This window comes from Marinobacter profundi, from assembly GCF_002744715.1.
GTDB lineage: Bacteria > Pseudomonadota > Gammaproteobacteria > Pseudomonadales > Oleiphilaceae > Marinobacter > Marinobacter profundi.
The window spans coordinates 267,331-289,141 of the sequence record NZ_KZ319370.1 but is presented as its reverse complement, the minus strand read 5'-3'; the positions used below and the strand labels follow the sequence as shown (position 1 = coordinate 289,141).

Sequence of the window (21,811 nt, the reverse complement as noted above, 5' to 3'; positions counted from 1 at the left end):
TCCCCGCCGCCTCCCGGCGGCCTTTCACCCTGCTCTTCGGAGCAGGGTGCTTTTACTTATGCTTTGGCTGATGGCGCTGGCCACCGGCCTGCAGGCCGCCCCGGCCCCCATTGCCAACGATTTTTCCGATACCGAAGTGCTGGCCCTGTTGCCCGCCGGGTTCCATGACACCCCGGACACCGGCAACCCTGATCGGCTGGCGGACCGGATTCAGGGGCATATCACCCGGGCCCGGACCGCAGGCGACCCCCGCCACCTCGGCTACGCCATGGCACTGCTCGAGCCCTGGCCCGATACCGCGATGACCGACCGCCTGCGGGTGCTGCGGGCCACCCTGAACCAGAGTCTGCACCGCTTCGACCAGGCACGGGCGGATCTCGATACTGTACGAAGCCGGTCCGCCGGCGGACAACCGTACCTGCAGGCCACCCTGACCCTCGCCAACATGGAGCTGGTCCGCGGCCGCTATGGCGCCGCGCGGGACGCCTGCAACGACCTCACCACACGCTACCCCGGACTGCTGGCCCAGCACTGCCTCGCCCGGGTCGACGCCCGCACCGGCAAGGCCGCCACCGCGTATCAGCGGCTGGCCAGTGCACTGCTCCAACGGCCCCCGGAAGATCCGCGGCTCCGGGCCTGGGTGGAAGGCACCCTCGGTGACATGGCCGCCCAACAGGGCCTGGTCACCGCAGTGACTCACTGGCAGACCGTCCTTCAACTCACCCCGGATGACCTGTATGTCCGCGCCCAGCTTGCCGACTGGCAGCTGGCGGCGGGACAGCCCGCAGCGGCAGTGGCACTCACCAATGGTTACGACAGCGTCGACCCGCTGGCCATTCGTCGTGTGATTGCCCTGCAAGCGGGGGGCCAGCCCGATGCGGCCCGTTCGCTGACCCGCAGGTTGCGGGAAAGGTTTGATGAAGCCTTGTGGCGAGGGAGCGACCTGCACCGGCGGGATTATGCCCGCTTCCTGCTCGATATCGACAACCGGCCAGGGGAAGCCCTGGATTACGCCGTGGCCAACTGGCGCGACCAGAGGGAAGCCGCCGATACCCGGCTGCTGTTACGGGCAGCACAGCGGGCCGGCGATGAGGAATCTATCCGCCAGGTGCGGCAATGGCTGGCCAGTGTCAACCAGAGCGACCGGAGATTTGACCTGCCGCCTTCCGGAGCACCCTTGCCATGACCAGGCCGCTTGCCCTGCTGCTTGCCCTGTGCTGCGGTTTACTCGCCACCACCGCCGCTGCCCACAAGGCCAGTGATGCCTTTCTGTACCTCGACAACCGCGGCGCCACGGCCACCCTGCGGGTGGATGTGGCGTTGCGGGACATCGCCCTGCTAACCAGCCTCGACAGCAACCGTGACGGTCAGGTGACCGGCGCCGAACTGCGGTCCGCGCGCTCCGCAATCATCGCGGCGGTGACCGACACTGTCCGGATAGAGGATGTCAGGGGCTCATCCTGCACCCTGCGCGGCGCATCCTGGGGCCTGTCCCGCCACAGTGACGGCGCCTACGCTGCCGGACGGTGGCACATCCAATGCCCGCAGGGCGAGTCGCCGGGCCGTCTGACCTATAACCTGCTGTTCGATCGCGACCCCCTGCACCGGGGCCTGATACAGGTCATCCGCCAGGACGGTGAACAGCTTGCGGTCCTCAGCCCCGACCAGCGGCATCTGGCACTGACCGGCGCACGCCCGTCCGCCATCGGGGTTTTTGCCAGCTTTGTCCAGCAGGGGGTTATCCACCTGCTGCTCGGGCTGGATCACCTGCTGTTCCTGCTGGTGCTGATCCTCCCCGCCACCTTCCGCCAGCGGCCTGCCCGGGAGGGCGGCCTCCGGGCCCGGCTCAGCGGGCTGGTGTGGGTGGTCACCGCCTTCACCGTCGCGCACTCCATCACCCTGGCGCTGGCGGCACTGGATATCGTGCGGCTTCCGGTCCCCTGGGTCGAACTGGTGATTGCGTTTTCCATCGCGGTGGCCGCGATCAACACGGTGTGGCCCTTCCTGGGCAAGAAAACCTGGAAACTGGCCTTCGGCTTCGGCCTGGTCCACGGCTTCGGCTTCGCCAGCGTGCTTGCGGAACTGACCAGTGGCCTGAGCGGCAAGACGCTTGCACTGGCAGGCTTCAATCTGGGCGTGGAACTGGGGCAACTTGCGGTGCTACTGGTGACCTTCCCCCTGCTGTACCTGCTGGCCGGTCACCGGCTGTATCGACGCGCAGCGGTGCCCATGGTCGTCCTGGGGGTGTGCGGGATGAGTGTATTCTGGATGCTGGAACGCGCCGGGGCGCTGTGAGCCCCGGCAGGCGTTACCGTCTTCTACCAGTCAGTGCAGCGCGCGCATCTGCCTGGGGTAGAGCGCCGCGCTGACTTCCGGCTCCTCCAGCAACTCGGCCATCTCACGATCGACGTCGGTTTCCTCACCTTCGTCCGGCAACGGCTCGAACAGGGTGCTCAGCCAGGCCGTCACGGAGGGCGCCTCACTGCGGTCGTAATCGGTGGACAGGGCACCGATGCGGCGGAAACCGATGATGCGCTGGTGACGCGGATCGCGGATCTGCTCGAAGCCGCGCCAGTAAATGCGGTCTCTGGTGTGCAGCTGGACAAACAGGGTATCGATGGGGTGTTCGGGATCGGCACCGGAAGTGCCGTCGTCCTCGTCGTCCACGACCGGGTCCGCACCGGGCTTGCGGCGGATGGTGGTCCAGGCCGGGTAGAGTACCGCCACCGCATCCGCCTCGACGTGTTCCCGGGCAGCGCGGAGGATCAGGGCCCAGCGGGCCTTGTCGGCATCAGTTTCAAGAGAATTGATGGGCAAGTCGTAGCTTTGTTCGCTGGACAGGACGATCGCCATCATGGGGGCGTCAAGTTCCCCCATGGCTTCAGCCTGTGCTACAGACACCAGTTCGTCGATTGCCATCGGTTGGTTCATAATACGCTCGCCTCCTCGATGCCATCAGGGGTAAATCAGGGAGCAGCGCACTCCCTGATTCACAGCATAGCCTGTTCCGGCTACAAAGATAAACGTGCAGAGCGTTATCCCGGATCACCCTGGGCCACCGCAGCCTCCGCCCGCTGGTAATGGGCAAACCAGGGTGACGCCTCTTCAAGCTGGGCCGCCAGCTGCAGCAACAGGGCATCCTCGCCATGGCCAGCGCCAAACTGGACCCCCACCGGCAAACCCGATTCAGTCCAGTGCAGCGGCACCGACATGGCCGGCGTACCGGTCAGGTTGCCGAGCTGGGTAAACGGCGTTCGCGCCAGGCTTTCCAGCGCCATCTGATCGACCTGGCCGCTGCGATGCACCAGGGTACCGGCCTTCAGGGCAAGCATCAGCCGTGCCGCCAGCTGCATGTGTGCCGGGGTGTCCAGCTGTCCGATACGGGCCGGCAACTGGCCGGTAGTCGGACACAGGTAGAGATCATAGCGCTCAAAGAACGACCCGAGGGCACGGGCAAAGTCGTTCCACTGCTGGCGACGGCGCACATAATCGGGCAGTGGCATACTCCTGCCCAGCATGGCGATCAGCCGGGTTTCGAGTTCAAAGTCGTTGTCACGGGCGCCAAACTCCTCCTGTGCCCGGGCCATCAGGGCAGAGACTTCACCGAAGTACAGTGCCAGGTAACAGCGCGCCAGCGCCATACCGTCAAAGTCCGGCCCGGCCAGCTCCACTTCGTGACCCAGGCCGGTCAGCAGGCGGGCGGTTTCCTCAACCGCGGCCACGCACTCCGGTGCCACCTCGGTGCCATAGGGCGAGGCGGTAAACATGCCAATCCGCAACTTGCGGGGCGGCTGTTTCATCAGCTCCGCGTATCGACCCGGCGGCGGTGCAATGGTGAACGGGTCGCCACTGGCAGAGCCGGCAAGGACATCAAGCATGGCTGCGCTGTCACGCACCGTGCGAGTGACCACATGGTCGGTGGACGCACCGGTCCAGGCCTCGCCCATGTACGGGCCGGAGGAGATCCGCCCCCGCGACGGCTTGAGCCCGAACAGGCCGTTGTACGCGGCCGGAATGCGGATGGAGCCGCCGCCGTCATTGGCACCAGCCATGGGCACGATACCCGCTGCTACCGCGGCACCCGAGCCGCCACTGGAACCGCCCGGCGTCAGTCGGGTATCCCAGGGATTGCGGGACGGCCCCCACAGGCGGGATTCGGTGACGGCCTTCAGCCCGAACTCCGGTGTCGCGGTACGACCGATAAACACCAGGCCCGCGCCACGACTGCGGCGGACGAACTCGGAATCCTGCAGCGCAAGGTTCTGGAGCAGGCCGCGACTGCCATAGGTACAGGGTTCACCCGCCTGTTCCTGGGCCAGATCCTTGAGCAGGAAGGGCACCCCGGCGAAGGCGGCACCGGGGGGTACCGGTTGCTGGAGCGCGGCGGAAAACTGGGGGTGGCAGATCGCGTTGATCCGGCCGTTGACCTTGCCGGCACGATCAATGGCGGCGTCACACACCTCACGGGCTGTCACATCACCACGCCGGATCAGCTCAGCGAGGGCCACGGCATCATGGCGCAGGTATTCGGATTCCTTCATGGTCACTTCCGGTTGTTGTTATCGGGGTGTCGGTGAACCGACAGGGCCAGCAACCGGCCCTGCGCGGATGCCCCAGCATACCGTAACCGTAACGCTATAAAAGTGACTCAATTGCCCCTTTCAGGCTGTCATCTCCGGGACGTACCTGGCTGCTGAAATGACGCACCTCCCCGGTGCCCTGGTCGACCAGGTATTTGTTGAAATTCCACTGCGGCTCGCTGCCCGAGCGCCGGGCCAGCTCGCGGAACAGCGGGTGGGCGTCGGTGCCACGCACCCGCTGCGGCGCGGTCATGGTGAAGGTCACCTCATAGTCCACGAAACACACTTCCGCAGTTTTGTCCTGGGATGCGGCTTCCTGGCGAAAGTCGTTGGAGGGTACTCCGATGACAACCAGGCCACGGGGGCCGTAGGATCGGTGCAGTGCTTCCAGGCCGGTAAACTGGCCGGTATAGCCGCAAAAACTGGCGGTATTGACGATCAGTAACGGTTTGCCGGCAAAAGCCTCACACAGATTGACCGTTTCCGTGGAGCGCAGGCGGTTGAATTCTTCGACCAGCCAGTCGGGGCATTCCGCCAAAACCAGCGGGGCCGACAGAGCCAGCATTACAATCACGATAAGCCGTTGAACGAGCATGGACGTCCCTCCTGCCAATAGCTACGATTCTGGCAGGCAAGTGGTTTTCCTGCACAGAACAAATAGGCCTATGAACTACCTGATCAAATGCTGCCTGGTTATGACTACCCTGGCCAGCCTGTCGCTGGCCGCACGGGCCGAACCACAGGACCCCGTACCGGACACCGTCACAACAGAACCCGCCGGCTGGGTGCAGGTGGTTCGAAATTCGCCCTACTGGGTCAGCCAGGGCGTTCACCAGAACATCCTGACCATCCGGCGCTGGGTGCTCGGGGAGTCCGGCTATTGCAGCAACACTGATCGTCACATCCTGTTCGACATGCGCGGCCGCTTCCTAGGTTATATGGACAACGGCGACACCCGGGCGGAGACCCAGCAGCGGATCAACAACCTGCGAACCACCCTGGTCACCCGCGGCGAGGTGGAACAACAGGTCCCGGGTGCCCCCGACACCACCGGCTACCCCTTTGCCCTGGCCTGCGACCAGCCCCATGTCGACCTGCCGGAAGCCATGGCGCGCTATCTGGGCACCCTGCCGGGCGACCGGATCTGGGGGGCGTGGGATGACATCACCTTTGCCAGCCAGGACAAACCCCGGCCGCTGCACGAGGCCCTCGACTACGTCTACAGCACCCGCAGCAGCCAGCAACGCATCGACCTGCCGGCGGGCATGCAGCGGCTGATCGCCGGCCAGCTGATGATCGAAAGCGGGGGCCGGCAGCGGGCGCACTCCGCGGCCAATGCCCGCGGCATCATGCAGCTGTCGACCACTGCGCTGGCGGATTGCGGGATCGAACCGGCCAACTACTGGCACCGGCTGGCCCAGCTCGACTGTGCCCTCAGGCTGACCAGCCAGAATGCCCGTAACCTGCGTGCCGACTTCGACGCCCGCTTTGGCCACCTGCCGGCCGGCAAGCGCGAGGAACTGTTCACCCTGCTGCTGGTGCAGGCGTTCCACGGTGGCGCCAGCCGGGTGGGGGAACTGCTGGCTGAAGGCGAACTGGCCCGGCCGGCGGCCTACTTTGCCGAGCACCACGACAGCTATACCGCCGGCGACATTGCCTTTGGCATGGTGTTCCACAACCTGGGACGCAATAGACTGGGACTGGCATCCCTGTATTATGTTGCCGATGTACAACTGGCAACCGAGGCGCTGTGCCATTCGCCGCGCCTGAAAGACACCGGGTTCTGCAGCACGCCGGAGTGACCACGGTTTGCCAACAGACCCGGAGTAACCTTGGACCTCACCCTCATTCCCGATGGCCTGACCACCGTCACCGCCATCACCCTGCTACTGAGTTCGGTCGTGACCTCGATGATAACCGCCAGCCTCGGTGCCGGCGGCGGCGTGCTGTTGCTGGTGCTGATGGCCATGTGGATGCCTCCGGCGGCGATCATTCCGGTCCACGGCATGGTCCAGCTCGGTTCCAATACCGGGCGGGCAGTACTGACCTGGCGTCACACCGACTGGCGGGTCATTCTCGCCTTCCTGCCCGGAGTCATCGCCGGGGCGGCCCTCGGCGCCTGGCTGCTGGTCGACCTGCCACCCCACGTCTGGCAACTCACCATCGGCCTGTTCGTGCTCTGGCTGTGCTGGGGTCCGGCCCTGCCGGCCGCAGCCTTTGGGACGCCGGGCATTTTCCTGGCTTCGGCCCTGACCAGCTTCATCAGCCTGTTCGTGGGGGCAACCGGTCCGCTGGTGGCGGCATTCATCAAACAGTTGCATACCGACCGGTTCGTCACCGTTGCCACCTTTGCCACGGCCATGACCTTGCAACATGCACCGAAAGCCCTGGTGTTCGGGGCCGCGGGTTTCGTGTTCCGGGATTGGCTGCCGTTTATTCTGGCGATGATCGGCTGTGGCTTTGCCGGCACCTGGCTGGGCTTGCATGCCCTCCGCCGGATCAGCAATCGCCAGTTCAGCGGGATATTCAACGTGTTATTGACGGTACTCGCGCTGCGGCTGCTCTGGCAGGCCAGCGTGGCCGCCGGCTGGTGGGGCTAGGGCCAGGGGCCAGGGTGAGGACCGGGGCTGGGGGCCGGTTACTGCTCCGGCGGCACGGGCACCGTGACCACGGTGTTGCGGCCCCGGGCCTTGGCCGCATAACAGCCTTCATCGGCACGGGCCATCGCCTCCCGGGGGCTGGCATCGGCGGCCGACAACTCGGTCAGCCCGATGCTGGTGGTCACACCGAACACCCGGCCGCCGCTTTCGATGGTCAGCGCCTCGACCTCTGCCCGCAGCTTCTCTGCCAGCGCGGCGGCCCGCTCCAGGCCGCAGGCCGGCAGGATGATGCCGAATTCGTCACCGCCAATCCGCGCCACCGTGTCAGACTGGCGCACTGCGGCGCTGAACAAGTGGCCAAGCCGCCGTAACAGGTCATCACCCAACAGGTGACCACCCTCATCGTTGACCGGCTTGAAATGGTCCAGGTCAATCAGCATCAGCACGCTCGCAGTAACCAGGTTTGGCGCTTCGCCCAGCCATTTCACCAGCGCTGCACTGAAAGCCCGGCGATTCAGCAGGCCGGTCAGGCTGTCATGGGTGGCTTCCCAGGACAGACGCTGTTCCTGTCGCCGCCGCTCGCTGTCATCCCGCAGTACCACCACCAGCCGCTCGTTGGCCTCGCCCCGGTGCAACCGCACCAGCGTGAGTTCCACGGCAAACTGCTGACCCCGGCCATTACGCAGCTCGGCATAGAGACTGTCGATATCACCTCGACCCAGCAGTTCCTCCCGCGCCAGCGGCTCGCCCTCGGCGGCCAGTTCAACCAACGCGAAGAAGTTGCCTTGCTGCCAGCGAACCCCGGCGCCGAGGAAGGTACAGGCGGCGCGGTTGGCGTAGCGGATAATGCCCCGGTTATCCACCATCAGAACGCCCTCCTGCAGCACACCGAGGATCACATCGGCGCGCTGCTGCTCATCACGCAGCTGGCTTTCCACCTCCAGTTCGTGGGTGATGTCCCGCACTACGGTGATGGTACCGATGGACTTGTCGTCGGTTTCGATGGGCGCGGTCATCACGTCCACCCAGCGCAGCTCGTTGTCCGGCCGGTGACGAACCCGGAACTGGCCCCGGAAAACCTTCCCGCTGGCCAGTGCGGCCCGCCATTCACGGATGGCGCCAGGCCGGTCCTCCTCATAGACACCCTGGATCAGGTAGCTGTTGATCAGGCTGCGGGGGTCACTCCCCATGATCTGCTCGAACGCGGGATTGACGAACTCGATGCGACCGAGGACATCGGTCTGGATAATGCCGATCGGCGCACTGCGCGACAACGAGCGGAAAAAGGCCTCCCGCTCGGCCAGGGAATCCAGCACCTCATTGCGTTCGTCCAGTATCTGGTTGAAGGTGTCGGCGACCCGCCGGATTTCCCGTCCGCCACCGACCCTGACCGGCGCCAGGCGAAGCCCGAGATGGCGGTCGGCAATCTGCTCGGCCAGATCCCGCATGGGCGCCATCAGGCGGCGGAACACCAGGAAGACCAGCGGCCCGAGCAACAGGATGACCGCAAGCACCACCCAGAACATCACTTCCGCGGTGGAGGTGCCACCCGGAACCAGACGGTTCTGGTCCGCCAGGTGAATCACCACACCCACGATCACTGCAACAAGCACAACCACCGTCAGCACGAAAACAACGGCGCGATTGACCAGGCTGGAAAACCACTGACGCAACATGGGTGTCAGAACAACTCCTGCACTGTGTGAAGGGGGCTCATCACTCCGAGGGTACGACAGAAACGCCCCGAATCAACCGGTATTTTAACAGACCTGAGCGCAATCACTGATGCCACTTCCCAACTTTAATATTAATCGTTATCATTTAGATCCAGATTTTTATGAGGTATTGCCATGTCTTCCGCTCTGCCGCCTGCTCCGGCTCCCGGCCTTGAAGGCCTGATCCTGCAACTGACCGACATGGGCGGCCCGGTAATGTGGGTTCTGCTCGCCCTGGCGATCACCGGCCTGGCCACCTTTTTTTACCTGTTGCTGTTCGGCGCACTCTTCGCACCGCGGATGACCCGCCGCCTGCGTCGCGCCATCGCAACCTGGCAAGCCGAACCCAATGATGCGCATGTCGCCGCCCTGGCTACCTCCACCGGGCGACTGGCGCGACTGAACCCGATGGTACAACTGGCCCTTACTGCCACTGACGCTCAAACCCGCCGCGAGGATCCCGAAAAACTCCAGCAGCGGCTGGCCCGCGATGCCCAGCACGCCCTCGAGCCCTTCGAGGCCCCGCTGAAAATTCTGGAGGTGATTGCCGCCCTGGCGCCGTTGCTGGGCCTGCTGGGTACTGTGCTGGGCATGATGGATGCCTTCAGTGCCATGGCCGCCAGTGAGGGCCGCGCCAATGCCAGCCAGCTCAGTGGCGGTATCCACGAAGCACTGACCACCACCGCCGCCGGCCTGGTGGTGGCCATTCCCTTCGCGGCCCTTGCCGCCTGGACCGAGTTCCGCCTGCGGCGGATCAGCAAAACCATCAACAGCACCCTCGTCACCCTGCTCACCACCGCACCAGCCATTCCGGAGCCGGCCCGTCAGCAAGACGCGCGGGTAGTGCCGGCAGCCCGCCGTCGCGACCAGCACACGGTCATCAGCGAACACCACCGCCGCCTTGCCAATGCAGCTGGTTGAGCCCCGGCCTGCGCGGCCGTTACCGATCCGTATCACGCCGCTGATCGACGTGGTGTTTATCCTGCTGGTGTTCTTTATGCTGACCTCCCGGCTGTTGCCCGTCGGCCTGCTTGAACTGGACAACAGAACCTCAGGCACACCGGTGACCGGCGGTACACCGCTGCCGCAACTGCTGGTCGGCCCCGATGGGCAGGTGAGCTGGGACGGCCGGACGCTGCCGCTGGCTGAGCTGGTAGCGGCCCTGCAGGCAAAGCAGGTTACCGAAGTCAACCTGGCCACCACCGCCACCACCGGCCTCGGTGTATTCACCCGCACCCTGAGCACACTGGACCAGGTGGATATTGCAGCCCACTGGCAGCGCCAGAATCCCGGGAGCCGGCAGCATGACTGAGCTGGTACCGCCGCCGCAGAGCTCCGGCAAATCCCTCCTGGACCGGGTGGAAGACGCCCTGCTGCCATTGATCAACCTGGTCTTCCTGCTGCTGATGTTCTTCATCGTTGCCGGTCAGCTGGCCGACACTCCGCTGCCGGAACTGCCCGCTGCCGCGAATGCCTCTGACCCGGCACCGCCCGACGCGGACCTCGTCCTGCTGGCCAGTGGTGAACTGAAGGTGGCCGGGTTAACCGTGGCCCGGGACCGGCTGCTGCAGCAACTGCCATCACCGGACGCCAGCCCGACTTTGCGGATTGCCGCTGCCGGAAGTGTCACCATGGCGGACCTTGAGGAGCTGCTGCGCACCCTGGAGCAGGGCGGCTTCCGCGACGTTATCCTGCTGACGGAGCCCCAGCCATGACCGGCCCGGGCCCGGGGATGCGGATCCTGCTGCTGGTGGTCGCCAGCCTGCTGGCCGGGCTGGTCATCGCCGCTGTCTTCCCTGACCAGCCGATCCGCTTGCAGCCCGTTGGCGATGCCGCCATCAACCGCGCACCGGCCCTCCGGATCAGCCTTGCCGGAGCAGACACCGCCGCAGAGCCGGTCGCCGAAGCGGAAGCCCCAATCCCTCCGGTCCCAGAGCCAGAGCCAGAGCCAGAGCCAGAGCCAGAGCCAGAGCCAGAGCCAGAAATGGTCGCCGAGCCGGAGCGGCAACCGCAACCGCAAACCAGGACGGCAGCTCCGCCGGACCGCGCCGCTGCCCCGACACCAGCCACCGCCGACGCCAAGGGCGACCGCACCGAGCAGAACCAGGAAGTGTCACAACAGGCGGTGTCACAACAGGAAGTAGCGCTGACGGCCGGCGCCTCGGCGGACACGGACAACTACCTGAGCCGGCTGATCCGTCATATCAGCCGGTTCTACCAGTACCCCCGCCGCGCCCGCCGCCTCGGCCAGCAGGGTGTACCGGTACTGGAGTTCAGCTTTGGTCGCGACGGCACCCTGACCGGCACCCGGCTGCGGGAAACCTCCGGTCACGACCTGCTCGACCAGGCCGCCCTGGACATGCTGGCACAGGCCAACCCGCTGCCGCCGGTACCCGAGCAGATGCCCGGCGCAAGCTTCAGCTTTGCCCTTCCGGTGCGCTTCAGCCTGCGCTGAAGCCCCACACCGGCCCGGACCAGGACCGTGCAAGCGACGCACAGATCCGGGGCACCGCCAGCCCGGGGCAGGGAGGCCAAACCCCGACTGGCGGCAGCATATTCTCTGTAACCACCTGATTATTAGAATTAATTTAAACAAAAACCAACGCTGGCACAGAGTCTGCTTGATTCAGAACAGGGTCAACAGCGACCCCTGCAAGTTCCAGTGACAACCTGATTCAGACGACGGCGTCTTCCTGTTTCCGATGTAAACGGCAACGGGCAGCGCCGTTTTTTTGTGGCGAATCCGGATCGCTGCGCCCTCCGACGGGCCGCGGACGATCAAGCGGATCAGAGGGGAATACTATGTCTTATATCGTGCCATCCGAGTTTGCGACCAAAATGGTCGATGCCGGCGAATCCAAAATCTACATGTCAACGCGGGATACCCTGATACGGGCGTTTATGGCCGGCGCTATCCTGGCACTGGCGGCGGCATTTGCCATTACGGTCGCGGTGCAGACCGGCGTGTTCCTGATCGGGGCCCTGCTGTTCCCGGTCGGTTTCATCATGCTTTACCTGATGGGCTTTGACCTGCTCACCGGGGTGTTCATGCTGACCCCGCTGGCCCTGCTCGACAAACGCCCGGGCGTCACCGTCAGCGCCATCCTCCGCAACTGGGGCTGGGTGTTCCTCGGCAACTTTGCCGGCGCGCTCACCGTCGCCTTCCTGATGGCGTTCATCTTCACCTACGGCTTCAACACCGAGCCGGGTCCCATCGGCGAAAAACTGGCCAGTGTCGGTGAAGCCCGTACCCTGGGCTACGCCGAGTACGGCCTTGCCGGCTGGCTCACCATCTTTATCCGCGGCATGCTGTGCAACTGGATGGTCTCCATGGGCGTGGTCGGCGCCATGATCTCCACCAGTGTCAGCGGCAAGTTCCTCGCCATGTGGATGCCGATCATGCTGTTCTTTTTCATGGGCTTCGAGCATTCCGTGGTCAACATGTTCCTGTTTCCGTCTGCCATGCTGATGGGCGGCGGCTTCTCCATTGCCGACTACTTCATCTGGAACGAGATTCCCACGGCCCTGGGCAATCTGGTCGGCGGTCTCGCATTCACCGGTCTCACCCTTTACGTCACCCACGTGCGCACCGCACCCCGGCGCGATATGGCACAGCCGGCGATGGGCAGCGCCACGCTGTCGGCCAGCCGCAGCTGACACCGGCGCCCCGGCCAGCCTGCGGCCGGGGCATTGCCATGACAGACCGGATCACTCTCATGCCCACTCCCATGCCCACTCCCACGCCCACTGGCAAGCCCGCGCCTGGGTGTGAGCCCGGTCCGGACCGCCGCGCCGAGTTGCGGATTACCAGCGGCCAGTACTCCAGTGCCGGCCGCAAACCACTTAACCAGGACTTCCACGGCCTGTGCATCCCCCGCGGCCACCCGTTGACCACCAAGGGCATTGCCATTGCGATTGCCGATGGCATCAGCAGCAGTAATGTCAGCCAGATCGCCAGCGAGGCCGCGGTCGCCGGCTTCCTCAGCGATTACTATTCCACGCCGGACAGCTGGACTGTGCAGCAGTCGGCGGGACGGGTGCTGCGGGCCACCAATGCCTGGCTGCACGCGCAGACCCGGCAGAGTCGCTATCGTTACGACCTTGACCGTGGTTACGTCTGCACGTTCAGTGCGCTGATCCTGAAATCTGCCACCGCCCACGTCTTCCATGTCGGCGACACCCGGATCTACCGCGTCGCCGGTCAGCGGCTGGAGCAACTCACCACCGATCACCGGTTGTCGCTGTCGGCAGAGCAGTCCTGCCTGACTCGGGCCCTGGGCATGGAGCCGGGCCTCGATGTGGAGTATCAGCAGGTCGCGGTCCGGCCGGGCGATCTGTTCGTGCTGGCCACCGACGGCCTCTATGACTACCTCCGGGAAAGCGACTTCGCCAACCTCCTGCAGGCTCACCACGACGACCTGGATACCGCCGCCCGGGCCATGGTGGAGGCTGCCCTCGCCGGAGGTAGTCCGGACAACCTCACCCTGCAGCTCATCCGCGTCGAGGCGCTGCCCCGCCACCGCCTGCCGGCCGACCTGCAGCGGCACTGGCTGGAGCTGCCCTTCGCAGCGGAATTGCGACCCGGCCAGCGCTTTGACGGTTACCGCATCCTGCGCCTGCTTCACGCCAGCAGTCGCAGCCACGTCTACCTCGCGGTGGACGAGGCCTCCGGCGGGGAGGTGGTGATCAAGTGCCCGTCGACCGAACAGCGCGATAACAGCCAGTACCTGGAGCAGTTCCAGGCCGAGGAATGGGTAGCCCGTCGGATCAACAGCGATCATGTGGTCAGACCCCATGCGGTAGACCGGCAGCGCAGTTACCGTTACCTCGCCACCGAATTCGTTGCCGGCAAGACCCTGAAACAGTGGATGCTGGACAACCCGGGCCCCGACCTGGAATCGGTGCGCAACCTGGTCACCCAGATCGCCCGCGGCCTGCGGGCCTTCCACCGGCTGGAGATGGTGCACGGTGATCTCAAGCCGGACAACATCCTGGTGGATGGTCACGGCACGGTTACCCTGATCGACTTCGGCGCGACCCGGGTGGCCGGGCTCCGGGAACTGGCACCGGATCAGCAGGCCCACTGGCCCCAGGGCGCGGCGCTGTACAGCGCTCCGGAATGCCTGCTCGGCGACCCCGGCGGCTGGCTGAGCGACCAGTTTGGCCTCGGCGTCCTTACCTATCAGCTGCTGAGCGGCCAGCTGCCCTATGGCGCGGACCTGCCCAAGGCCCACACCCTCGGCCAGCAACGGAGGTTACGGTATCGACCGCTCGGCCGGCTCCGCCCGGACCTTCCGGCCTGGGTGGACCCGGCCATTGCCCGGGCCGTTGCCATCGAGCCCCACCGGCGCTACCCCGCATTGTCCGAATGGCTGTTCGACCTCAGGCAGCCACCGACCGACTGGCACAGCCGCCCGCGGCAGCCCCTGATGGAGCGCCATCCCGTGGCCTTCTGGCAGACCGTGTCGCTGGGGTTGCTGGTGGCGCTGCTGGCCGTGCTGGCGGCGGACTGACCCGCAGGGGTCTGGCCGTCCGTGCAGGCAAGAACTGGCCCGGCCGGCAAGTCATCGCCCGTTGCCGGGCAAGCACTTGCCTGCGACCCGGGATTCGCAACCCGCAATAACCAATTACTTATTGTTTTAAATAGCTATTTCTGAGGTGGCACAGGATTTGTTTACAACCTCGGCGTCCAGGGAATCACCCGGGGACAACCATTCAACTTACAGTCATGGAGCAGACTAATGCCAACTCCTTGTTATATCAGCATCGAAGGCCAGACCCAGGGCAACATCACCGCCGGCGCGTTCACGTCCGACTCGGTGGGTAACATCTATGTGGAAGGCCACGAAGACGAAGTGCTGGTGCAGGAATTCAACCATGTGGTTACCGTGCCGACGGATCCCCAGTCCGGCCAGCCCTCCGGCCAGCGTGTCCACAAGCCGTTCAGGTTCACCGCAGCACTGAACAAGGCCACCCCGCTGATGTACAACGCCCTGGCGTCGGGCGAGATGCTGCCGAAGGTTGAAATGAAGTGGTACCGCACCTCCGTCGAGGGCAAGCAGGAGCACTTCTTCTCCACCATCCTCGAAGATGCCACCATCATCAACATCGACTGCAAGATGCCCCACTGCCAGGACCCGGCCAAGGCCGAGTTCACCCAACTGGTGGAAGTGTCCCTGGCCTACCGCAAGGTTACCTGGGAGCACGCCGTAGCCGGTACTTCCGGTGCCGACGACTGGCGCTCGCCGTTCGAGGCCTGATTCTTCGGGACCGGTCACCGCAAACGGCAGGCTCAAGGTCTGCCGTTTGTGGTTGTGGCGCATCAGCCACCCGGCTTTGTATCCCGCCCGGAACTGCAGGTATCATCCTGGGCAACACCAAAACCGGATGTTTGCTGAACCTGATGACTGCCTTTCACGCCCCAAGTCTCCCCGGCGCCCGCCAGCTCGGCCAACTCATGTGCGACGCCACCCGTCACCGGCTGTGGCGACCGGCCAGGGACTGGCTGCAGGAGCGGGCGCCAGGCAGTGAACTGGTTTGCCGGGTAGGCTCCGGGCAGGCAACCTACCACCGCTTTGATCCGGCTCGCCGCCAGCACCTGATTACCTACGGTGTCCGCATGATCGCGGCGAAACACCAGCCGGATTCCGCCCACGGCTGGTTATCCGCCCGGGAGATCCTCAAACGGGGCTACTTTGGTGGTGAGCTGAGCACCCTCAACCTGCTGGCCCACACCTGTTGCCATGAGTTTGCCCACCTGCTGCAGTACAACGCCGGGCAGCGCAGCTATGGCTCGGTACACAACCGGCACTTTTACCGGATCCTGGATCAGCTGCACGCCAGCGGCGGCGCCGACGCCACCCGCCGGTTCCTTGCCGAACAATCACAGGCGCTGGCCATTCCGCTGCCAGCCACGCCGTTTGCAACAGCCGACGGCCATCTGCAGGCCCATGACTGGCAAGTAGGGGAAGCGGTGTACTTCCGCCACGGCACCCGGCGCCATGACGGCGAAATCATCCGGGTCAATCGCAAAACCTGTACCGTACAGTGCAGTGGCTTGTCCCGCGGCCTGCGCTACCGGGTTCCCTGGTCCCTGTTGCGCCGCCCGGAACCGCCGACTCCCTGACAACCGATCCGCCTCAGCCAATCCCCGGAGCGGGCAGCACCGCTTCTCCGAAACGGGCCAGCAACCCCCGCAGTTCGGGAATGCAGGAGCCGCAGTTGGTACCGCATTGCAGACGCTGGCCCAGCGCTTCCACACTCCGGCTGCCGTTCTCGATCGCCGCGGCAATCTGCCGTTCGCCAACCTGGAAACAGCTGCACACCAGCGCACCGGCGTCCTCGCTACCGATCGCCTTTGCTGCCAGCAAGGCACGCCGCACCGGCGCAGCCAGGACATCCTCGGCAAAACAGCCGGACAGCCAACCGAGGTCCGGCAACTGGTCCGCCCGGGCATCCACCAGCAGCACCGCCTGCAGCTGGCCAGCGACCAGGTGGGCAGCGCGGAACCGGCCCTGCGCCGGGTCGGCCATCACCAGTTGCGGCTCGCCGCCCAGCCAGTGGGCCGCCTGCTGTTGCCAGTCAACCACACCGTCACCGGCCAGCCACCAGCTGTCACACTGGAGCCGTGGCTGCCGGCACCAGTAGCCGACGTGCCCCACCTGGCGCGGCTGCCAGCCACGACCACGGCGCTGGAGCACGCAGGCATGCCAGCGCGCCCGCAACGGACGCAGGCTGGCCACACCGTGCTTGGCTTCCGGCTGACCGGAAAGCGGGTCGGTTACCGGCGCCACCAGGGCACTCGCCAGACCCTGGCCGGTGAAGCGCTGGTTCCAGTGAATGGGCACAAACACCTCCCCCGGTCGCTGGCCCTCGGTAAGGCGGACCCGTCCGGTAAACCGGCCGTTGCCACTGCCGGTGAGCTGGCCCAGGTCACCGTCCTGCAAGCCAAGGCGCCGGGCATCCGCCGGGTGAACCTCGATGAACGGTTCCGGGCGGTGTGCCAGCAGGCGCGGGGCCAGGGCAGTACGGGTCATGGTGTGCCACTGGTCACGAATCCGGCCACTGTTGACCACCAGCGGGGCGGCCACCGTGGTTTGCTGGCGGGGTGCGACCGTTGTTACCGGCACCAGGCGGGCCCGGCCATCCGGGGTGGCGAAATTACCGTTACTGAACAGTCGTGGCGTGCCCGTCAGCCTGCCGTGACCATCGACGCCAACCGGCCACTGCAGCGGTGCCAGGTCATCGTATTGCTGCGGGGCCAGGCCGGCGAGGGCGGCGATGTCGAATTTGCGCCGGCCGTGATTGCCCAGTGCCGACAGTGCGGCATGCTCGCGAAAAATCTCGACCGGAGCGCGGTAGCCGAACGCTTCACCATGGCCCAGTTGCCGGGCGAGCGCCGTGATAATCCACCAGTCCGGGCGAGCGTCACCGGCCAGGGGCAGGAATTGCCGTTGCCGTGAGATGCAGCGTTCGGAGTTGGTGACGGTGCCGTCTTTTTCGCCCCAGCCGGCGGCCGGTAACAGGATATCCGCCAGCGCCGTGGTGTCGGTATCGGCCATGCAATCGGAGACAATCACCGTAGGGCACCGGGCGAGCGCGGCACGGACCCGCGATGAATCCGGCAGGCTGACGGCCGGGTTGGTGCCCATCACCCAAAGCACCCGGATCTCCCCCCGGTGAACCGCTTCAAACAGCTCCACCGCTTTCAGACCCGGCCCTTCGGCAATACCGGCCGCGCCCCAGAATCCGGCTACCAGCTCCCGGGCGCCGGGGCTGTCATAGTCCATGTGAGCGGCCAGGGTATTGGCCAGGCCGCCCACCTCGCGGCCGCCCATGGCGTTGGGCTGACCGGTGAGGGAAAACGGCCCGGTGCCGGGCCTGCCGATCCGGCCGCACGCCAGGTGACAGTTGATGATGGCATTGCCCTTGTCGGTACCGGCAACCGACTGGTTGATGCCCTGGGAGAACGCCGTGACGGTGCGGTCGGTGACCGCAAACCAGTGATAGAAGGTCGCCACGTCGTCCGCTTCCAACCCGCAACTGGCCGCAACCGCCTGCACCGACGGCGCAGCGGCCCGGGCACTGGCCAGCGCCTCGTCGTAGCCGTTGCAGTGGCGGGCGAGGTAAACCCGATCCACCGCCTGCTGATCCGCCAGCCAGACCAGCAGGCCGTTGAACAGCACAGTGTCGGTGCCCGGTTTCAGCATCAGGTGGAGATCCGCCAGCTCTGCGGTTGCGGTACGACGGGGATCGATAACCACCACTTTGCGACCGGCACGAGCCGCCGCCTTCATGCGCTGGTACAACACCGGGTGGGCCCAGGCTGCATTGCTGCCCGCCAGCACCAGCAGATCCGCCAGCTCCAGGTCTTCATAGCAGCCCGGCACACAGTCCTCCCCGAAAGCCCGCTTGTGGGCGGCCACCGCAGACGACATGCACAGGCGGGAATTGGTATCAACGTGAGGGGTACCGATAAAGCCCTTGGCGAGCTTGTTGGCAACATAGTAATCCTCGGTCAGCAACTGGCCGGAGAGGTAAAAGGCTACCGAGCCCGGGCCATGCTCTGCCACCGCCTGCCGGATTGCCCCGGCAGCGGCCGCTAACGCCTGCGACCAGGTCTGCTCCCGGCCCGCAACCCTGGGCCGGAGCAGTCGCCCCGCCGGCACCAGGGTTTCATGCAGGGCCGAGCCCTTGACACACAAGCGGCCGGCGTTGGCGGGGTGACTGCGGTCCCCGGCTACCTGGTCGGGCCGGGCCCGTACCCCGCAGCCAACCCCGCAGTACGGGCACGTGGTCGCAATGGGCGACGGAGCGCCCGCTATAACGGAATCCTGGCTGAATGACTTCACCTTTCTCCTCCGGCAACAGACACAAAAGCCCGTATTCGTCACCTTCCGTCAGTAACCGGTGAAGGGCGAATACGGGCTTCGTTGCCTGCAGTGGCTGTTTTCTGACTGCCCATAGACAGTCGCTGGCGAAATCAAAGCAATAACAGGGCCACTCCGGGGTGCTCGGCGCTGGCACGGCATCTTGGCGCAAGCGTCACCCGGCAGCACCGGCCGCAGCTGGTTTCAGGGTGGTGCACAACCCGCGCCGATTGCACTAAAACGCTCCGTTACCGGTCACCGCCCGGGCTCGCTGTTCGGCAGCCGTCTTCTTACCCCCTGTTTTCAATAGCGTTTTAAAAATGGCACGCACTGTGCAGAGACAACACTGAATCCCGGGCATGGCGGTGACCCTTCACCAGCCGCCTGGTTCGCAAACCGGCCTGCTCCCGGCTTCGCGACCACAACAGCTTTTCAGGCATCGGCGCCTGCCTTCCGGCAACGGAGGGCGGGCGTTTTTGCTTGGGTTTACCAGGGTTATCCGGATACCGCTTGCGCCGGATAACCGTTTCCTTCTGAGTACAACATGGCGAGGCAACCCATGATGAAGACACCTCTGAATCTCCTCGGCAGCCGGCTCCGACAGCTGCTCGGGCTGGCCCTGATGGTTTCCCTGTGGACGACAACGCTGACGGCCCGGGCGGACCTGAGCCCGGCGGAAAAACCGGATCTGCGGCTCGGTTTTATTAAACTGACCGACATGGCTCCCCTGGCGGTGGCCTGGGAGCAGGGATTCTTCATGGATGAGGGCCTGTTCGTGGAACTGGAGGCCCAGGCCAACTGGAAAGTCCTGCTGGACCGGGTGATCACCGGCGAACTGGACGGTGCCCACATGCTGGCCGGCCAGCCCCTCGGCGCCAGCATCGGCTACGGCACCCAGGCAGACATCATCACCGCGTTCAGTATGGACCTGAACGGCAACGGCATAACCGTCGCTAACGACGTGTGGGACATCATGCGCCCGCACCTCGGCCAAGCGGACGGCAAGCCGGCGCACCCCATCAGTGCCAGCGCCCTGGTGCCGGTGGTGGAGCACTATCGCGAGCGCGGTGAACCTTTCCGCATGGGCATGGTGTTCCCGGTGTCCACCCACAACTACGAACTGCGCTACTGGCTGGCCGCCGGTGGCCTGAACCCGGGCTTCTATGCGCCCCAGCGGGGCGACACCAGCGGCACCCTGCAGGCTGACGTGCACCTGTCGGTAACCCCGCCACCCCAGATGCCGGCGACCATGGAGGCTGGCACCATCCAGGGCTATTGCGTCGGCGAGCCCTGGAACCAGCAAGCGGTCTTCAAGGGCATCGGCGTACCGGTGATCACCGATTACGAGATCTGGCCCAACAACCCGGAGAAAGTCTTCGGGGTCACCCGGCAGTGGGCCGAAGCCAACCCCAACACCCACCTGCGGCTGTTGCGGGCGCTGATCCGTGCCGCCCACTGGCTGGACCAGAACAACAATGCCAACCGCGAGCAGGCGGTCGCCATCCTGGCACGACCCAGCTACGTGGGGGCCGATGCCGAAGTGATCGCCAATTCCATGACCGGCACCTTCGAATACCAGAAGGGGGACGTCCGCGAGGTGCCGGACTTCAACGTCTTCTTCCGCTACCACGCCACCTATCCGTACCCGTCCGATGCGATCTGGTACCTCAGCCAGATGCGCCGCTGGGGCCAAATTCCGGAAGCCAGACCGGACAGCTGGTACCTGGCCACCGCGGCCCGGGTCTACCGTGGCGATATCTACCAGCAGGCCGCGCAATCCCTGATCCGGGACGGCATTCTGGCGGCCAGCGACTTTCCGGACTTCACCGCGGAGAATTTTGAGCGCCCCCACCAGGGCGGACTCATCGACGGGGTGCCCTTTACCCCCCGCACCCCGAACGCCTACATCGACAGCTTTGCCATCGGACTGAAAGGCAGTGCGACTCCGTAACGGGGCCTGCCAGGGAGGATTCTCATGACCATACTCGACACGACCAACGTGGCCCTGCCCGCCGGCTGGCTCCGTACGCTGAGCGGCCGCGGCAGTGCCGCCCTGGCCCGCGCCGGCAGGCAGCTGCTGCTACCGCTGACCGGCATCCTGCTGTTCGTGGGGTTCTGGCAGCTCGCCGCCCCCCAGGTAAACACCTCGCTGGGAAGCTTTCCCGGCCCGGCCCAGGTCTTCGACCAGGCGGGCCAGCTCTGGCAGGAGCACGTCAACCAGCGGGCGCGGGCTGACCAGTTCCTGGCCATGCAGGAGGCGCGGAATGCCCGGCTGCTGGACGCCAATCCGGATGCCGAGGTAAAGCTCCGGTCGTATCCGGGCGCACCGACCTTTCCGGACCAGGTTGCCACCAGCCTGGGCACCGTCCTCGCCGGCTTTGTGCTCGCCACCGTGATTGCGGTACCGATGGGCATCGTATTCGGCCTCAACCGCCACTTCCAGGCGGCGGTCAATCCGCTGATCCAGGTGTTCAAACCGGTGTCTCCCCTTGCCTGGCTGCCGCTGGTCACCATGGTGGTTTCGGCCACCTATGTCAGTGACGACCCGCTGTTCGAGAAGGCCTTTCTGACCTCGATGATTACCGTCACCCTGTGCAGCCTGTGGCCGACGCTGATCAATACCAGCGTCGGGGTGGCCGCGGTGAACCCCGATCTGCTCAACGTGTCGCGGGTGCTGCGGCTGTCGTTCGCCAGCCATGTACGCAAGGTGGTGCTGCCATCATCGGTGCCCATGATTTTCACCGGACTGCGAGTCTCGCTCGGTATTGCCTGGATGGTGCTGATTGCCGCCGAGATGCTGGCCCAGAGTCCCGGGCTCGGCAAGTTCGTCTGGGACGAATTCCAGAACGGCAGCAGCCAGTCCCTGAGCCGGATCATGGTGGCGGTGCTCACCATCGGTTTGATCGGCTTTTTGCTCGACCGTCTCATGCTGCTGATCCAGAAGCAGGTGGCATGGAATGAATAGTGAAAGGATCCGTGGCATGACACCCGCCCGCACCACCGCCCATACCGAGGTTATCCCCATGACTAAGTCACACCTGGAACTG

At 65.2% G+C, this 21,811-nt stretch carries 19 protein-coding genes; 14 read left to right on the top strand and 5 right to left on the bottom strand.

Going from position 1 to position 21,811, the window contains the following annotated elements; translation table 11 throughout:
• Positions 1-58 precede the first annotated feature (58 nt).
• Positions 59-1,186 (top strand): tetratricopeptide repeat protein, encoded by a 1,128-nt coding sequence (locus CLH61_RS09335; protein ID WP_228152593.1) that lies wholly within the window; start codon positions 59-61, stop codon positions 1,184-1,186.
• The gene (locus CLH61_RS09330; RefSeq protein ID WP_099614442.1) at positions 1,183-2,295 is read left to right on the top strand and encodes a HupE/UreJ family protein; all 1,113 of its coding nucleotides are present in this window, start codon (positions 1,183-1,185) and stop codon (positions 2,293-2,295) included. The genes CLH61_RS09335 and CLH61_RS09330 overlap by 4 nt, the downstream gene beginning before the upstream one ends.
• A gap of 30 nt (positions 2,296-2,325) precedes the next feature.
• Here the strand turns inward: CLH61_RS09330 and CLH61_RS09325 are convergent, their stop codons facing one another.
• From CLH61_RS09325 to CLH61_RS09315, 3 genes are all read right to left on the bottom strand, one after another.
• Positions 2,326-2,931 carry a hypothetical protein gene (locus CLH61_RS09325; RefSeq protein WP_099614441.1) on the bottom strand — a complete coding sequence of 202 codons (606 nt, stop codon included), beginning with the start codon at positions 2,929-2,931 and terminating at the stop codon, positions 2,326-2,328.
• A 104-nt stretch (positions 2,932-3,035) separates the two neighbouring features.
• The gene (locus CLH61_RS09320) at positions 3,036-4,541 is read right to left on the bottom strand and encodes an amidase (RefSeq protein ID WP_099614440.1); all 1,506 of its coding nucleotides are present in this window, start codon (positions 4,539-4,541) and stop codon (positions 3,036-3,038) included.
• Positions 4,542-4,635: 94 nt separating this feature from the next.
• On the bottom strand, positions 4,636-5,175 hold the full coding sequence (locus tag CLH61_RS09315) for a glutathione peroxidase (protein ID WP_099614439.1): 540 nt from the start codon (positions 5,173-5,175) through the stop codon (positions 4,636-4,638).
• A 70-nt stretch (positions 5,176-5,245) separates the two neighbouring features.
• Between CLH61_RS09315 and CLH61_RS09310 the strand changes: the two genes are divergently transcribed.
• Positions 5,246-6,382 carry a lysozyme family protein gene (locus CLH61_RS09310; RefSeq protein WP_099614438.1) on the top strand — a complete coding sequence of 379 codons (1,137 nt, stop codon included), beginning with the start codon at positions 5,246-5,248 and terminating at the stop codon, positions 6,380-6,382.
• 30 nt (positions 6,383-6,412) lie between these two features.
• Positions 6,413-7,180 (top strand): sulfite exporter TauE/SafE family protein, encoded by a 768-nt coding sequence (locus tag CLH61_RS09305; protein WP_099614437.1) that lies wholly within the window; start codon positions 6,413-6,415, stop codon positions 7,178-7,180.
• A gap of 38 nt (positions 7,181-7,218) precedes the next feature.
• Here CLH61_RS09305 and CLH61_RS09300 read toward each other — a convergent pair whose 3' ends face one another.
• Positions 7,219-8,856 carry a sensor domain-containing diguanylate cyclase gene (locus tag CLH61_RS09300; protein ID WP_099614436.1) on the bottom strand — a complete coding sequence of 546 codons (1,638 nt, stop codon included), beginning with the start codon at positions 8,854-8,856 and terminating at the stop codon, positions 7,219-7,221.
• 174 nt (positions 8,857-9,030) lie between these two features.
• Here CLH61_RS09300 and CLH61_RS09295 point away from each other — a divergent pair, with 174 nt between their 5' ends.
• The 8 genes from CLH61_RS09295 (at position 9,031) to CLH61_RS09260 (ending at position 16,021) form a co-directional block, all read left to right on the top strand.
• A complete protein-coding gene (locus CLH61_RS09295; RefSeq protein WP_099614435.1) occupies positions 9,031-9,816 on the top strand; it encodes a MotA/TolQ/ExbB proton channel family protein in 786 nt (261 codons plus the stop codon).
• On the top strand, positions 9,803-10,207 hold the full coding sequence (locus CLH61_RS09290) for an ExbD/TolR family protein (protein ID WP_099614434.1): 405 nt from the start codon (positions 9,803-9,805) through the stop codon (positions 10,205-10,207). Before CLH61_RS09295 ends, CLH61_RS09290 begins: the two co-directional genes overlap by 14 nt.
• Positions 10,200-10,610, top strand: coding sequence for an ExbD/TolR family protein (locus CLH61_RS09285; protein WP_099614433.1), 411 nt, complete (start codon positions 10,200-10,202; stop codon positions 10,608-10,610). The genes CLH61_RS09290 and CLH61_RS09285 overlap by 8 nt, the downstream gene beginning before the upstream one ends.
• Positions 10,607-11,350, top strand: a complete 744-nt coding sequence (locus tag CLH61_RS09280) for an energy transducer TonB (protein WP_228152592.1) — start codon at positions 10,607-10,609, stop codon at positions 11,348-11,350. The genes CLH61_RS09285 and CLH61_RS09280 overlap by 4 nt, the downstream gene beginning before the upstream one ends.
• Before the next feature lie 347 nt (positions 11,351-11,697).
• Complete coding sequence (locus CLH61_RS09275) at positions 11,698-12,552, top strand: formate/nitrite transporter family protein (protein WP_099614432.1); 855 nt, start codon at positions 11,698-11,700, stop codon at positions 12,550-12,552.
• 59 nt (positions 12,553-12,611) lie between these two features.
• On the top strand, positions 12,612-14,408 hold the full coding sequence (locus CLH61_RS09270; protein WP_228152591.1) for a bifunctional protein-serine/threonine kinase/phosphatase: 1,797 nt from the start codon (positions 12,612-12,614) through the stop codon (positions 14,406-14,408).
• 228 nt (positions 14,409-14,636) lie between these two features.
• Positions 14,637-15,155, top strand: a complete 519-nt coding sequence (locus CLH61_RS09265) for an Hcp family type VI secretion system effector (protein WP_099614431.1) — start codon at positions 14,637-14,639, stop codon at positions 15,153-15,155.
• A gap of 143 nt (positions 15,156-15,298) precedes the next feature.
• The gene (locus CLH61_RS09260; protein ID WP_228152590.1) at positions 15,299-16,021 is read left to right on the top strand and encodes a hypothetical protein; all 723 of its coding nucleotides are present in this window, start codon (positions 15,299-15,301) and stop codon (positions 16,019-16,021) included.
• Between the two features lie 13 nt (positions 16,022-16,034).
• On the opposite strand, the gene CLH61_RS09255 is transcribed toward CLH61_RS09260, so the two are convergent.
• Positions 16,035-18,746, bottom strand: a complete 2,712-nt coding sequence (locus CLH61_RS09255) for a nitrate reductase (protein ID WP_228152589.1) — start codon at positions 18,744-18,746, stop codon at positions 16,035-16,037.
• Positions 18,747-19,386: 640 nt separating this feature from the next.
• Between CLH61_RS09255 and CLH61_RS09250 the strand changes: the two genes are divergently transcribed.
• Both CLH61_RS09250 and CLH61_RS09245 read left to right on the top strand, forming a co-directional pair.
• Entirely contained in the window at positions 19,387-20,715 is a 1,329-nt protein-coding gene (locus CLH61_RS09250; protein WP_228152604.1) for a CmpA/NrtA family ABC transporter substrate-binding protein, read from the top strand.
• 24 nt (positions 20,716-20,739) lie between these two features.
• Positions 20,740-21,729 (top strand): ABC transporter permease, encoded by a 990-nt coding sequence (locus tag CLH61_RS09245; protein ID WP_099614429.1) that lies wholly within the window; start codon positions 20,740-20,742, stop codon positions 21,727-21,729.
• Positions 21,730-21,811 lie beyond the last annotated feature (82 nt).